We start from the raw sequence: 13,676 nt of genomic DNA on the forward strand, positions 1-13,676 counted from the left end.
GCGGTGCGCTACTTGGGCAACAGCACCTTGTCGACCACGTGAATGACGCCGTTCGACTGGATCACGTCGGCCGTCGTCACCGTTGCGGTGTTTCCGTTCTCGTCGGTAACCATCACCTTGCCGCCGCTCGACTTGGCGACGAGCGTGCCGCCCGAGGCCGTCTTCAGTGGCGCCATGCCCTTCCCGGCCATGATCTGCTTCATCAACGTGGCGGCGTCCAGCTTGCCGGGCACGACGTGGTAGGTCAGGATGGTCGTGAGCTTGGCCTTGTTCTCCGGTTTGAGCAGCATGTCGACCGTGCCGTCAGGCAATGCCGCGAAGGCGTCGTTCGTCGGCGCGAACACCGTGAATGGGCCAGGGCCCTTGAGGGTGTCGACCAAGCCTGCGGCCTTCACTGCCGCGACCAGCGTGGTGTGATCCTTTGAATTGACGGCGTTGTCGATGATGTCCTTGGTCGGGTACATCGGCGCACCGCCGACCATGACCTGTGCAAAGGCGGAGGCGCCGGCTGCCATGGCGACGGCAAGGGTGATCGACGCGAAGCGATGGGTGCTGCTCTTCATGAAAGGCTCCTGAAGGTTGATACCGCTGCAGAAGGCGCAACGGCTGCAACCAATACGCGGCGCCTTCCATATCGGATTCAATCCTCAGGGCCCAGCCGGCCCCGACTTACGCCGCTCGCACGCAGTCGGCGTAGTAGCGCTTCTTGCCCGAGTCGTCGACCCGCCCAACCAGCCCGTGGATGTCGGTTTCGAAACCCGGGCATTGGGTGTTGAACTCCCGCGCGAACTTCAGGTAGTCGACGATCTTCTTGTTGAAGACTTCGCCCGGGATCAGCAGCGGAATGCCGGGCGGGTACGGGGTGATCAGGCTCGTGGTGATGCGCCCTTCCAGCTGGTCGATCTCCACGCGCTCGGTCTTGCGATGCGCGATGTGCGCGAAGGCGTCGCTCGGCTTCATCGCCGGCGTCAGGTCGCTCAGGTACATCTCGGTGGTCAGACGCGCGACGTCGAAGCGTGCGTAGAGCTGGTGGATGTGCTGGCACAGGTCGCGCAAGCCGAGACGCTCGTAGCCTGGATGCTGCTGGCAGAACTCCGGCATGATCCGCCACATCGGCTGATTGCGCGCGTAGTCGTCCTTGAACTGCTGCAGCGCGGTGAGCAGCGTGTTCCACCGGCCCTTGGTGATGCCGATTGTGAACATGATGAAGAAGCTGTAGAGGCCGGTCTTCTCCACGATCACGCCGTGCTCAGCCAGGAACTTGGTGACAACGGCGGCCGGAATACCGGTCGGCGCGAACTTCCCGTTGAGGTCCAATCCCGGCGTCACGATGGTCGACTTGATCGGGTCGAGCATGTTGAAGCCGTCGGCCAGCTTGCCGAAACCGTGCCACTTCGCAGTGCGGGATTCGCCCTTGATGATCCAGTCGTCGGCACGGCCGATGCCCTCGTCGACGAGCTTCTCGGGGCCCCAGACCTTGAACCACCATTCGTCCTTGCCGAACTCTTCCTCGACCTTGCGCATGGCGCGACGGAAGTCCAGCGCTTCGAGGATGCTCTCCTCCACCAGCGCGGTACCGCCGGGCGGCTCCATCATTGCGGCCGCAACGTCGCAACTGGCGATGATCGCGTACTGCGGGCTGGTCGACGAGTGCATCAGGTAAGCCTCGTTGAACAGATCGCGGTCGAGCGCACGATTCTGCGAGTCCTGCACCAGCACGTGGCTGGCCTGGCTGATACCGGCAAGCAGCTTGTGGGTCGACTGGGTGGCGAACACCAGCGAATCCTTGGGCCGCACGCGGCGCTTGCCCATCGCGTGATAGGCGCCGTAGAACGGATGGAAAGCCGCATGCGGCAACCAGGCCTCATCGAAGTGCAGCGTGTCGACGTAGCCGTCGAGCATGCCCTTGATCGTCTCGGTGTTGTAGATCACGCCGTCGTAGGTCGATTGTGTCAACGTCATGACGCGCGGCTTGACCTTGTCGGCATCCACGTGCGAGAGCAGCGGATTGGCGCGAATCTTGGCCTTGATGGCCGCAGGCTCGAATTCACTCTTCGGAATCGGGCCGATGATGCCGAAGTGATTGCGCGTCGGCTTCATGAAAACCGGAATGGCGCCCGTCATGATGATCGCGTGGAGGATCGACTTGTGGCAGTTGCGGTCGACCACCACCACGTCGTCCGGCGCCACGGTGTGGTGCCAGACCATCTTGTTGCTGGTGCTGGTGCCGTTGGTGACGAAGAAGCAGTGGTCGGCATTGAAGATGCGCGCCGCATTGCGCTCGCTGGCCGCGACCGGGCCGGTGTGATCGAGCAACTGGCCGAGTTCTTCGACCGCATTGCACACGTCCGCCCGCAGCATGTTCTCGCCGAAGAACTGGTGGAACATCTGCCCGACCGGGCTCTTCAGGAACGCCACGCCGCCCGAATGACCCGGGCAGTGCCACGAATAGGAGCCGTCTTCCGCGTAATCGATCAGCGCCTTGAAGAATGGCGGCTGCACGCCTTCCAGGTAGCTCTTGGCCTCGCGGATGATGTGGCGCGCCACGAACTCCGGCGTGTCCTCGAACATGTGGATGAAGCCGTGCAGTTCGCGCAGGATGTCGTTGGGAATGTGCCGCGAGGTCTTGGTTTCGCCGTAGATGTAGATCGGCACGTCGGCGTTCTTGCGCCGCACTTCGCCAATGAAATTGCGCAGATTGAGCACGGCCGGATCAAGATCGGGGCCGACCGTGAATTCCTCGTCGTCGATCGACAGGATGAAAGCGCTCGCGCGGCTCTGCTGCTGCGCGAATTGGCTCAAATCACCGTAGCTGGTGACGCCAAGCACCTCGAAGCCCTCGCTCTCGAAGGCGTGCGCCAGTGCGCGGATGCCGAGCCCCGAGGTGTTCTCGGAGCGGAAGTCCTCGTCAATGATGACGATGGGGAAGCGAAATTTCATGAACAGGCTCCGGACGGGCAAATAGGCGCGAAGTGTACGGAATTCGGATGAAGCTGACGTTCAGCTTTGACACAATCCCCTGCACCTGAAACAAAGAGAGGAATCGTCATGGCGAGTTCCACCATTTGGTGGCTGATTGCGGGTGCGGCCGTCGTCCTCGAACTGCTGTCCGGGACCGGCACGCTCTACCTGCTGCTGATGGGCGTCGGCTTCGCCGCTGCGGCGCTTTCCGCACATGCCGGCGCCGGGTTCGACACGCAATTGATCGTAGCGGCGGTGGTCAGCGTGTCGGCCGTGATCGCCTGGCACGCGATTCGTCGCAAGCGCCCTCCAGAGCCGCCGACCGGCGCCAATCCCAACGTCAACATGGACATCGGCGAACACGTCCACGTCGATGCATGGAATGAGGACGGCACTGCCACAGTCCGCTACCGTGGCGCGCAATGGACCGTGGTCGCCCGACCCGGCAGTACGCCCTCGGCCGGCGAGCACAAGGTGACCCAGGTGATCGGCAGCCGCCTGGTCGTCGAGAAGGTCTGAATCGGACATCCCCAAAGAGAGCAAAGAGAGAATTCAATGGAATACGCAGCCGTCCCCCTGGTCCTCCTGATCATCGCGATCATCGTCATCACGCAAACGATCAAGTTCGTTCCGCAACAGAACGCCTGGGTGCGCGAGCGCCTCGGCAAATACCACGGCACCATGACGCCGGGCCCCAACTTCCTCATCCCCTTCATCGACAGGGTCGCCTACAAGCACAGCCTGAAGGAAATCCCCCTCGATGTGCCGAGCCAGGTCTGCATCACGCGCGACAACACGCAACTGCAAGTCGACGGCATCCTTTATTTCCAGGTGACCGACCCGATGCGGGCAAGCTACGGTTCGTCGAACTACATCTTGGCCGTGACCCAACTCGCACAGACTTCGCTGCGCAGCGTCATCGGCAAGCTCGAACTTGACAAGACTTTCGAAGAGCGCGACATCATCAACGCGCAGGTCGTCGCCGCGATCGACGAAGCGGCGCTGAATTGGGGCGTGAAAGTCTTGCGCTACGAAATCAAGGACCTGACGCCGCCCAACGAGATCCTCCACGCCATGCAGCGCCAGATCACCGCCGAGCGCGAGAAGCGCGCATTGATCGCGGCTTCCGAAGGCCGGCGCCAGGAGCAGATCAACATCGCTACCGGCGAGCGCGAAGCTTTCATCGCACGTTCCGAAGGCGAAAAGCAGGCGCAGATCAACAACGCGCAAGGCCAGGCGGCTGCCATCACCGCCGTGGCCGAGGCAACGGCGGGTGCCATCGAGCGCGTGGCTGCCGCGATTCGCCAGCCCGGCGGCGAACAGGCCGTGCAGCTCAAGGTGGCGGAACGCGCGGTCGACGCCTACGGCAAGGTCGCGGCCGACGCCACGACCACGTTGATCGTGCCAAGCAACATGAACGAAACGGCCGCCCTTATCGCCTCCGCGATGCGCATGATGCACGCCGGCAAGGCATCGAGCGGCGGCTGACTCCGTTCACGCGCGACGGCCAAGAACCAGGCCCGCGCACTGCTACAATCGCGGGCTTCGGAGCGGTGGATGAGCGGTTTAAGTCGCACGCCTGGAAAGCGTGTGAGGGTTAATAGCCCTCCGCGGGTTCGAATCCCGCCTGCTCCGCCAGTGGACCTTTTCAGGTCCATTTTTTTTGCTCAAAATCTAAGCACCCTCCCTCGGGGACTTGGGTCCGAATCGCAACGCGCCGACCCGCAAATGATCGCCTTCCCGATCTCGCGTGTTTCCGCTCATTGCCCTACGATGCACCCTGGCTACGAGGAGTAGACGATGCGGATGATCACTTCTTCACTTACCGCGATCGCACTGCTTGCAGGATGCGCAGCACCGAGCACGCCGGAGGTCGAGTACGGCCCGCAAGCTGAGGGTGGCGCCGCGCCCCCGCAAGCGCAAACGCAAGCCATGCCGGTCGCATACGTGCCTGCATCCAGGCCCACCGGCCGGGACACCTACAACGCCGAGAAGCTCGCCAAGAACCGGGCCTGCGCCGCCCAGCCCTTGGCAAGCCTGAGTGACAAGGGCCCCGGCTTCGAGACCTACAGCGTGCCCTGCAGCAATGGCCGCTCGATCGCGATTCGTTGCGAGTTCGGCAACTGCAGGGTGCTCCAATGAGAGGGGCCGGATTTGCATAGACACAGCTTCGTACGGCCATGAAAAAAGGGCCCGAAGGCCCTTTTTTCAGATGTGGCGTGTGAGCGCTCAGCTCGCTCCGCGCACCACGGCGATTTGCGTACGCGTACCATTCTTGTAGGTGTACAGCGTCAGCGCACCGTTCTTGATGTCGCCCTTTTCGTCGAACGAGATCGGACCGGTCAGGCCCTTGTATTCGATCTTGCTGATTTCAGGCAGGTACTTCTCGGGATCGGAAGATCCGGCCTTTTCCATGGCTGCAGCCAGCACGTTCACGGCGTCATAGACGTACGGTGCATAGATCTGCACTTCGACGCCATTCTTTTCCTTGAACTTGGTCTTCCAGGCTTCCAGAGGTGCCTTGAAGTCGCCTTCGACACCGCCAGCTTCGGCGCACACGACCATGTCTTCACCGATGGCATCGCCAGCCAGCTTGGCCAGTTCTGCGGTGCACAGGCCGTCGCCGCCCATGAACTTGACGGTCATGCCAAGCTGCTTGACCTGCTTGAGCATCGGGCCGCCCACGGCGTCCATGCCGCCGAAGAACAGCACGTCGGGGTTGGTGCCCTTGAGCTTGGTCAGGATGGCGTTGAAGTCGGTCGACTTGTCGGTCGTGAATTCGTGGCCGACGATCGTGCCGCCGGCAGCCTTTGCGGCCTTTTCGAATTCTTCGGCGACGCCCTGGCCGTAAGCGGTGCGGTCGTCGATCACGGCAATGTTCTTACCCTTGAGCGTTTCGACCGCGTACTTGCCCAGCGTGCCACCGAGTTGCGTGTCGTCAGCCACCACGCGGAACGTGGTCTTGAAGCCTTGGCGCGTGTACTTGGGGTTGGTCGCCGACGGCGAGATCTGCGGAATGCCGGCGTCGCTGTAGAGCTTGGAGGCCGGGATGGTCGTGCCCGAATTCAGGTGACCGACCACACCGTTGACTTTGCTGTCGACCAGCTTCTGTGCCACTGCCGTGCCTTGCTTGGGATCGCCTGCGTCGTCTTCGGCGAGCAGTTCGAACTTGGCGACCTTGTCGCCGATCTTCACGCCCTTGGCATTGAGGTCCTCAATGGCCATGCGTGCGCCGAGTTCGTTGTCCTTGCCGAGGTGGGCGATGGCACCGCTGGTCGGCCCAACGTGGCCGATCTTCACGACGAGTGCGTCAGCCGGAGGTGCTGCCGGTGCGGGTGCCGCTGCGGTCGGCGCGGGGGTAGCGGCCGGAGCGGCGGCTTCTTCCTTCTTGCCACAGGCCACAAGCGCGATGGCAGCCAGAGCGACCGCAGTCCATTTCAATTGCATGGGAACCTCCAGAACTTAATAAGTAGAGTTGAAAACCGGTCTTTGGATCCGGGCGCTTTAACTCAGCAAGTATCGCGCCGCGAAGCTCAGCGCCCACGCGCTTTTCGACCTGGCGCGCAGTTTAGCCCAAGGAATGAGGGCCGAAAGTTGGCGTAGACCCTGGGTTTTCCGAAAGCTCATGAGACAGCGATTCGCTGACCAGCGCACGCAGTACCGCTTCGATTTCCTTGCGCAGACCGGGGATCATGGTGTCGAGGTGGTGCTGAACGGCAGCTGACACGACATCGCTCAATCGATCCTCCATCTGCAGGTCGACGCGCTGCAGCACGCGGTGCAGCAATTGCTCTTCGAGGCGGAAGGCGCTGGCCTCCGAAAGCCTGACCTCGGGGCTCAGCGCGACGGCTTGCGAGGGCTCCACCGTAGCGGGCACAACCTCGACAGGCGCCGCATCTTCAGCAACAGGCGCTGGCTGCGGCGCTTCTTCGACCACCGTGGTCAGCGTAGGAACAAAACGCGGCGGCGTGCGTTGCGTGGACACCATCAGTTCGCACTCCCGGCATAAGGATAGGTGCGGATGGCGTAACCGCGATCCTTGTAGTGCCGCCAACGCGCCCGACCCGCCAGCTTGTCGGCTTCGTCGCTGCCGACGATGTCGATCAGCCGCTCGAACCGCTCGAACCTCACCGGCAGGTCGGCACCAAGATTCACGAGGATGGGGCGGTCCGGCAGCGATGCTGTGCCACTTTCAGCAAGCAATACCGGAGAACGCGTCACGACGTGAGCGTCATCGTCGCAACGGCAATGAGCGATGAATTCACTCGGCTGCAGCGTCCATAGCGACTGGTCGATGGCGTCCAGCGTCGCCGCATCGGCCATCACCACCAGGCGCGCGCCGTGAGCGCTGACGGCCTTCCGCAGCAAACGGCAGGCATAGCTCACCTTGTCCGGCATGTTGTAGTGGCCGTCGATCTCAGTCACTTCTTCGCCCGCCCCTTCGCTGCGGCCTTCACGACCTTGCGTGGTGCAGCCTTCGCGACATCTTCGCGGCTCCGGGTCATCAGGTAGTTCAACAGCAAGCCGACCGGCCGACCGCTGGCACCCTTGGCCGCCCCGCTCTTCCATGCAGTGCCTGCAATGTCCAGGTGGGCCCACGGGAAATCGGAGGTGAATCGCTGAAGGAACTTGGCGGCGGTGATTGCACCCCCCGCACGACCGGCGATGTTGGCCACGTCGGCAAAGTTGCTCTTGAGGCCTTCGGCATAGTCGTCATCGAGCGGCATGCGCCAGCAACGGTCGAGCGCGGCCTCGCCGGCGGCGCCCAAGGCCGTCGCCAACGCGTCATCGCTCGAGAACAGGCCGCTGCGCACGCCACCCAGCGCGATCACGCAAGCGCCCGTCAGCGTGGCGATGTCGATGACAGCGGCGGGCTCGAACCGCTTGGCGTAGTTCAGCGCATCGCACAGGATCAGCCGGCCTTCCGCATCGGTGTTGAGCACTTCGATCGTCTGCCCCGCCATGCTGGTCACGACATCACCCGGCTTGACGGCCCGCCCGTCGTTCATGTTCTCGCACGAAGGGATGAGGCCGACAACGTTGATCGCGGGCTGGATATCGCCAAGTGCACGGAACACACCCAGCACGCTGGCGGCGCCGCACATGTCGAACTTCATCTCGTCCATTTCGGCGGCCGGCTTGAGCGAGACGCCGCCGGTGTCGAAAGTGATGCCTTTGCCGACCAGCACGACGGGCGCCTGGTTCTTGGGCGCGCCGTGATAGCGCAGGACGATGAAGCGCAGCGGCTCGGCCGAGCCTTGGGCCACCGCCGAGAACGCGCCCATTCCGAGCTTTGCGACCTCCTTGGGGCCGAGCACCTCGCATTTCACGTTCGGGAGCTTCGCGAGTTCTTGCGCGACGCCCGCCAACATCGTCGGCGTGCAGTAGTTCGCCGGGCGATTCGCCCACTCCTTGGCCAACTCGATGCCTGAGACCGTGGCGGCCCCCTCATCGAAAGCCTGACGCAGCGGCGCCGCATCCGTCACGCCGAAGCTCAGTTGCCGGATCGTCCTCAGCTCGGCCTTGGATTTGGTGGTGCCATAGACGTAGCTGGCGTCAGCCGCCGCGATCACCGCGCTGCCGAGCCCGGCCGCATCGATGGCCTGCGCGGCCACGACAGTCACGCGCTTGGGGTTCGACCCCTTGGCCGCGCCGATGGCCGCAGTCACCGCCGTCCGGACCGACGCCGGCTTGCCGTCGCCCAGCGAAACCAGTAGCAAGCGCGGTGCGGACACCCCGGCCGGGCGATAGAGCGCGAGCAGCTTGCCGGCCTTGTCGGGCAGGTCCCCGGCCTTGCGGGCGTCGGCGATCAGGGTGGAGAGTGCGTCCTTGGAGGTGCCGATTGCGGAAGCCACGAGGACGATGAGAACGTCCGTTTTCTCGGTGGCGGCCTGGGCGATGGAGAGGGTCTTGAGTTGAAAGTCCATAATCCTTTTTTTCCCAAGACGATGTTATTCCATTCCTCCATACGCAAGGAGCTGTCACGCACCTTCGGTGCCACCCTGGTGGTGCTGGTCACCATCGTGATGACCATGATGCTGATCCGAACGCTCGGATTGGCGTCCAAGGGCAGCGTGAATCCCTCCGAGGTCTTCCTTGTGATGACCTACACGGTGCTCGGCTACATGCCCACCATCCTGAGTCTCTGCCTGTTCATCGCGATCGTCGGCACGCTGTCGCGCATGTACCGCGACAGCGAGATGGCGATCTGGTTTTCCAGCGGTCGCGGGCTGGTTGCCTTCTTGCGCCCACTCTTCGGCTTCGCATGGCCGATCCTGCTGCTGGTCGCGCTATTTGCCCTGGTCGGCTGGCCGTGGGCCAATTCGCAGACCGACGGCATGCGCCAGCGCTACGAAAGCCGCAGCGACATCGAGCGAGTGGCGCCCGGCGAATTCCGCGAGTCCGCCGGCCGGCTGCGCGTGTTCTTCATCGACAAGGATGCGCCTGACAGCGCCACGGCGAACAACGTCTTCATCTCTTCGATCGAACGCAATCTGCACATCATCACGTCGGCGCGTCGCGGCCACATGGAAGACATCGACGGCAAGCGATATTTGCTGCTGAGCAACGGACAACGGCTGGAACGGCCGCTCACCCCGACCGACGGCATCAAGATCAGCGAATTCGACACCTATGGCGCCAAGGTCGGTGGCAGCGGAAGCGATTCGCCTGACGCTGCCCCCGTGCGCACTCGCACCACCCTGACCCTGCTGCGCGACCCGACGCGCGACAACCTGGGCGAATTCGCCTGGCGTGTCGGCATGCTGTTTGGCGCGGCGAATTTCGTGATTCTCGCGCTGGCCCTTTCCAGCGTGAATCCGCGCGTCGGCCGCAGCGGCAACTACCTTTTTGCGCTGTTCGCCTTCATCCTCTACTACAACATGCTCAACCTGGGGCAGAACTGGGTGAGTTCAGGCAAGTACAGCGTGGGTGGGTTCATGCTCGCGCTCCATGGCGGCGCGCTGGCGTTCGGCCTCCTCTGGCTCACAAAACGACATTTCAATTGGGGCTTCATGGCACGCCGCGCCCGGCCCGCAAAGACACCCAACGCGTGAAAACAATCCGTCGTCTGATCTACGTGGAGGTCATGAGGTCCGTGGGCTTCGTGGCGCTCGGTTTCCTGAGCCTGTTCTTCTTCTTCGACTTCGTCGACGAACTGCAGTCCATCGGCAGACCTGAAACGCTTGGCTATACCGCGGCTCAGGCCCTTGCCTACGTGGCGATGCTGATTCCCAGCCACCTCTACGAATTGCTGCCGATCGCCGTGCTGATCGGCACGATCTTCGTCATGGCACGGCTTGCGCAGAGTTCCGAATTCACCATCTTGCGGACCAGCGGGCTCGGCCCTTGGCGTGCGTTGCGAACCCTGCTTTTGCTGGGCTTGGGCTTCGTCATCCTGACATTCGCGGTCGGAGACTATGTCGCGCCTTTCACCGACCGGACTGCACAGTTGCTCAAGGCGCGTTTTCAGAATGCCTATTCGCTCGTGGGCAACACCGGCGCGTGGCTGAAGGAAAGGCAAGGCGACATCTCCTTCGCGGTCAACGTCGCCACGATGGAGCGCAACGGCACGCTCAAAGACCCGCGCATCTTCGAGTTCGACGAAAAAGGGTTCATCACCTCGCAAGTGAGTGCCGCCTCGGCGCGCGCCGAAGACGGCCACTGGACACTCGTCGACGTCGAGCGTCAGGAATACGACACGCGCGGCGTCGACCAGGCCCGCATCATCACGACGAAGATCCCGATGGTCGAATGGCCGACTTCGCTCACGCCGGAAATGGTGTCGGTCGCCCTGCTTCGCCCGGATCGCATGCGGACGCTCGACTTGTTCGACTACATCCGACATCTCGATGCCAACGGCCAGACGGCGCAACGCTACGAGATCGAGTTCTGGCGCAAGGTGTTCTATCCGCTCTCATGCCTCGTGATGATCGTGCTGGCATTGCCCTTTGCCTACCTTCATTTCCGCCAGTCGGGTATCACGACCTACGTCTTCGTTGGCGTGATGATCGGCATCAGCTTCTTCCTGCTGAACAACGTCTTCGGCTATCTGGGCAACCTCGGCAACTGGCTGCCCTGGATGACGGCGGCCGCACCCGGGCTGATCTACTCGGTGATGTCGCTCGCCGCCTTCACGTGGCTGGTGTTGCGGCGCTAGCACGCAGCGACGATGCAGGCCTCTCGCGGCATCATCCTGTTCGCGCACGGATCGCGCGATGAACGCTGGCGCGCGCCGGTGGAGGCCGTGGCCCGGCGCGTTGCCGCGCTCGATCCGTCGGTCAAGGTCGCATGCGCCTATCTTGATCTGATCGCCCCCGACCTCCGCACCGCGGCGGCCACGCTGATCGGCGACGGCGCCACGGCGATCCGGGTAGTGCCACTTTTCCTCGGCATGGGCCGGCATGTGCGCGAGGATCTTCCCCGCCTGCTCGATGAAATGCGTGCGCTGCATCCCGATGTGGCTTTCGTGCTCGCGGGTGCGGTCGGCGAAGAGCCTGAAGTGATCGAACTCCTCGCCCGCAAGTCACTGGAATCCTGATCCCCAGCTGATTTTTCATAGATTCCGAAGGCATAATGAATTCCTAAATAAGACGGAATTTGTTATGAATCTTCACCAATTCAAGTTCGTTCAAGAGGCGGTGCGGCGCAATCTCAATCTGACGGAAGCCGCCAAGGCGCTACACACCTCGCAGCCGGGCGTGTCCAAGGCCATCATCGAACTCGAAGAAGAACTGGGCGTTGAAATTTTTGCGCGTCATGGCAAGCGCCTGAAGCGCGTGACCGAGCCCGGACAGCATGTGCTCGCCAGCATCGAACTGATCATGCGCGAAGTCGGCAACCTGAAACGCATCGGCGAACAGTTCAGCGCTCAGGATAGCGGCACTCTTTCCATCGCTACGACCCACACACAAGCGCGCTATGTGTTGCCGGTCCCGGTGGCCAAGCTGCGCGAGGCCTATCCCAAAGTGAACGTGAGCCTGCACCAGGGCTCGCCCGATCAGGTGGCTCGCATGGTGATCGACGAGATCGCCGAGATCGGCATCGCGACCGAGTCGCTCTCCGACTACACCGAACTCGTGACGATGCCCTGCTACGAATGGCAGCACGTGCTGGTGCTGCCCAAGGAGCACCCGCTGGCGGACAAGGAGCGCATCTCGCTCGAAGACCTGGCCTCCGAGCCGATCATCACCTACCACCCTTCGTTCACCGGCCGCACGCGCATCGACCATGCCTTCGCGCAGAAGAAACTGACCCCGCGCATCGCGCTGGAAGCCATCGATTCCGACGTGATCAAGACCTATGTGCGGCTCGGTCTCGGCGTGGGCATCGTGGCCGAGATGGCGGTACGCGACGACTCCAACGCCGACCTGGTGGTGCGACCGATGGGTCACATCATCGGCGTCAACATCGCCCGCGTCGCTTTCAAGCGCAGCGCCTACCTGCGCAACTTCGTCTTCAAATTCGCCGAGCTGCTTTCGGACCGGCTCGATCGCAACCTGATCGCCAAGGCATTGAGCGGTCATCATCAAGACTACGAACTGTGAGCACCCGTACCGTGACCGCCCGCACACCCCAAGTCGAGACCAAGCTGCCCGCCGTCGGCACGACCATCTTCACCGTCATGTCGGCGCTCGCGACCGAAAAGAACGCGGTGAACCTCGGTCAGGGCTTCCCGGACTTCGGCTGCGATCCCAAGCTGCTTCAGGCGGTGACGGATGCGATGGCCGCGGGCCACAACCAGTACCCGCCGATGCCCGGCATCCTTCCGCTGCGCGAGGCGATCGCCGCGAAGGTCGCAACGCTGTACGGCCGCAGCTATGACCCGCAAAGCGAGATCACCATCACGGCGGGTGCAACGCAGGCCATCATCACGGCCATCCTCGCCGTGGTGCGGCCGGGCGACGAGGTCATCGTGCTGGAGCCCTGCTACGACAGCTACGTGCCCAACATCGAACTGGCCGGCGGCACCGTGGTGCGCGTGCCGCTCACGCCCGGAACCTTCCGGCCCGACTTCGACAAGATCGCTGCCGCCATCACGTCGCGCACGCGCGCCATCATCGTCAACACGCCGCACAATCCGAGCGCCACCGTGTGGACGGAGGCCGAAATGCGCCGCCTCGAAGAGTTGCTCGCGCCGACCGACGTCCTGGTGATCAGCGACGAGGTGTATGAGCACATGGTCTACACCGGCGCTCGCCATGAAAGCGTGGCCCGCTTTCCCGACCTTGCCGCGCGCACCTTCATCGTCAGCAGCTTCGGCAAGACCTATCACGTCACCGGATGGAAGGTCGGCTACGTGGCCGCACCCGCATCGCTGACGGCCGAGTTCCGCAAGGTGCATCAGTTCAACGTGTTCACCGTCAACACGCCGATGCAGCATGCGCTTGCCAGTTACATGGCCGATCCAGCGCCTTACCTCGAGCTGCCGGCCTTCTACCAGCGCAAGCGCGACCTGTTCGCCGCAGGGCTCGCGAAGACGCGGCTCAAGCTGCTGCCGAGCGCCGGCACGTACTTCCAATGCGTCGACATCAGTGCGGTGAGCGACCTGAACGAATCCGACTTCTGCCTTTGGCTGACGAGCGAGATCGGCGTGGCCGCCATCCCCTTGTCAGCCTTCTACGGCGACGCATTCGACCAGCGCGTTGTGCGCTTCTGCTTCGCCAAGAAGGACGAAACGCTGCAAACCGCCCTGGACCGACTGGTGCGGCTCTGAC

General features: G+C 63.0%; 14 protein-coding genes and 1 tRNA gene. 9 read left to right on the top strand and 6 right to left on the bottom strand.

Annotation, left to right across the window (positions count from 1 at the left end; genetic code table 11):
• Positions 1-8: 8 nt before the first annotated feature.
• The gene (locus AC1DHL_RS18610; protein ID WP_478102902.1) at positions 9-563 is read right to left on the bottom strand and encodes a fasciclin domain-containing protein; all 555 of its coding nucleotides are present in this window, start codon (positions 561-563) and stop codon (positions 9-11) included.
• Between the two features lie 106 nt (positions 564-669).
• Complete coding sequence (locus tag AC1DHL_RS18615) at positions 670-2,940, bottom strand: Orn/Lys/Arg family decarboxylase (RefSeq protein ID WP_478102900.1); 2,271 nt, start codon at positions 2,938-2,940, stop codon at positions 670-672.
• A 108-nt stretch (positions 2,941-3,048) separates the two neighbouring features.
• On the opposite strand from AC1DHL_RS18615, the gene AC1DHL_RS18620 reads away from it, so the two are divergent.
• From AC1DHL_RS18620 to AC1DHL_RS18635, 4 genes are all read left to right on the top strand, one after another.
• Positions 3,049-3,480, top strand: coding sequence for an NfeD family protein (locus tag AC1DHL_RS18620; protein ID WP_478102899.1), 432 nt, complete (start codon positions 3,049-3,051; stop codon positions 3,478-3,480).
• Between the two features lie 36 nt (positions 3,481-3,516).
• Entirely contained in the window at positions 3,517-4,449 is a 933-nt protein-coding gene (locus AC1DHL_RS18625; RefSeq protein ID WP_478162921.1) for an SPFH domain-containing protein, read from the top strand.
• 59 nt (positions 4,450-4,508) lie between these two features.
• Positions 4,509-4,599: transfer RNA gene (locus tag AC1DHL_RS18630), tRNA-Ser, on the top strand.
• Positions 4,600-4,767: 168 nt separating this feature from the next.
• Positions 4,768-5,103: a hypothetical protein gene (locus tag AC1DHL_RS18635; protein ID WP_478162922.1), complete on the top strand. Its 336-nt coding sequence runs from the start codon at positions 4,768-4,770 to the stop codon at positions 5,101-5,103.
• 87 nt (positions 5,104-5,190) lie between these two features.
• Here AC1DHL_RS18635 and AC1DHL_RS18640 read toward each other — a convergent pair whose 3' ends face one another.
• From AC1DHL_RS18640 to AC1DHL_RS18655, 4 genes are all read right to left on the bottom strand, one after another.
• On the bottom strand, positions 5,191-6,408 hold the full coding sequence (locus AC1DHL_RS18640; protein WP_478102887.1) for a branched-chain amino acid ABC transporter substrate-binding protein: 1,218 nt from the start codon (positions 6,406-6,408) through the stop codon (positions 5,191-5,193).
• A 121-nt stretch (positions 6,409-6,529) separates the two neighbouring features.
• Positions 6,530-6,949, bottom strand: coding sequence for a hypothetical protein (locus AC1DHL_RS18645; RefSeq protein ID WP_478162923.1), 420 nt, complete (start codon positions 6,947-6,949; stop codon positions 6,530-6,532).
• A complete protein-coding gene (locus tag AC1DHL_RS18650) occupies positions 6,949-7,386 on the bottom strand; it encodes a DNA polymerase III subunit chi (RefSeq protein ID WP_478102884.1) in 438 nt (145 codons plus the stop codon). The genes AC1DHL_RS18645 and AC1DHL_RS18650 overlap by 1 nt, the downstream gene beginning before the upstream one ends.
• Positions 7,383-8,888: a leucyl aminopeptidase gene (locus AC1DHL_RS18655; RefSeq protein ID WP_478162924.1), complete on the bottom strand. Its 1,506-nt coding sequence runs from the start codon at positions 8,886-8,888 to the stop codon at positions 7,383-7,385. The genes AC1DHL_RS18650 and AC1DHL_RS18655 overlap by 4 nt, the downstream gene beginning before the upstream one ends.
• Positions 8,889-8,909: 21 nt before the next feature.
• Here AC1DHL_RS18655 and lptF point away from each other — a divergent pair, with 21 nt between their 5' ends.
• The 5 genes from lptF to AC1DHL_RS18680 all read left to right on the top strand — a co-directional run bounded on the left by lptF (position 8,910) and on the right by AC1DHL_RS18680 (position 13,675).
• A complete protein-coding gene (gene lptF / locus AC1DHL_RS18660) occupies positions 8,910-10,016 on the top strand; it encodes an LPS export ABC transporter permease LptF (protein ID WP_478102881.1) in 1,107 nt (368 codons plus the stop codon).
• Positions 10,013-11,119 carry an LPS export ABC transporter permease LptG gene (gene lptG, locus AC1DHL_RS18665; protein WP_478102880.1) on the top strand — a complete coding sequence of 369 codons (1,107 nt, stop codon included), beginning with the start codon at positions 10,013-10,015 and terminating at the stop codon, positions 11,117-11,119. Before lptF ends, lptG begins: the two co-directional genes overlap by 4 nt.
• A 12-nt stretch (positions 11,120-11,131) precedes the next feature.
• A complete protein-coding gene (locus AC1DHL_RS18670; RefSeq protein ID WP_478162925.1) occupies positions 11,132-11,500 on the top strand; it encodes a sirohydrochlorin chelatase in 369 nt (122 codons plus the stop codon).
• A 64-nt stretch (positions 11,501-11,564) separates the two neighbouring features.
• The gene (locus tag AC1DHL_RS18675) at positions 11,565-12,506 is read left to right on the top strand and encodes a CysB family HTH-type transcriptional regulator (RefSeq protein WP_478102876.1); all 942 of its coding nucleotides are present in this window, start codon (positions 11,565-11,567) and stop codon (positions 12,504-12,506) included.
• Positions 12,503-13,675 carry a pyridoxal phosphate-dependent aminotransferase gene (locus AC1DHL_RS18680; protein WP_478162926.1) on the top strand — a complete coding sequence of 391 codons (1,173 nt, stop codon included), beginning with the start codon at positions 12,503-12,505 and terminating at the stop codon, positions 13,673-13,675. Before AC1DHL_RS18675 ends, AC1DHL_RS18680 begins: the two co-directional genes overlap by 4 nt.
• Position 13,676: the final 1 nt, after the last annotated feature.

The sequence above is a fragment of the Variovorax sp. 10L426 genome (genome assembly GCF_056395305.1).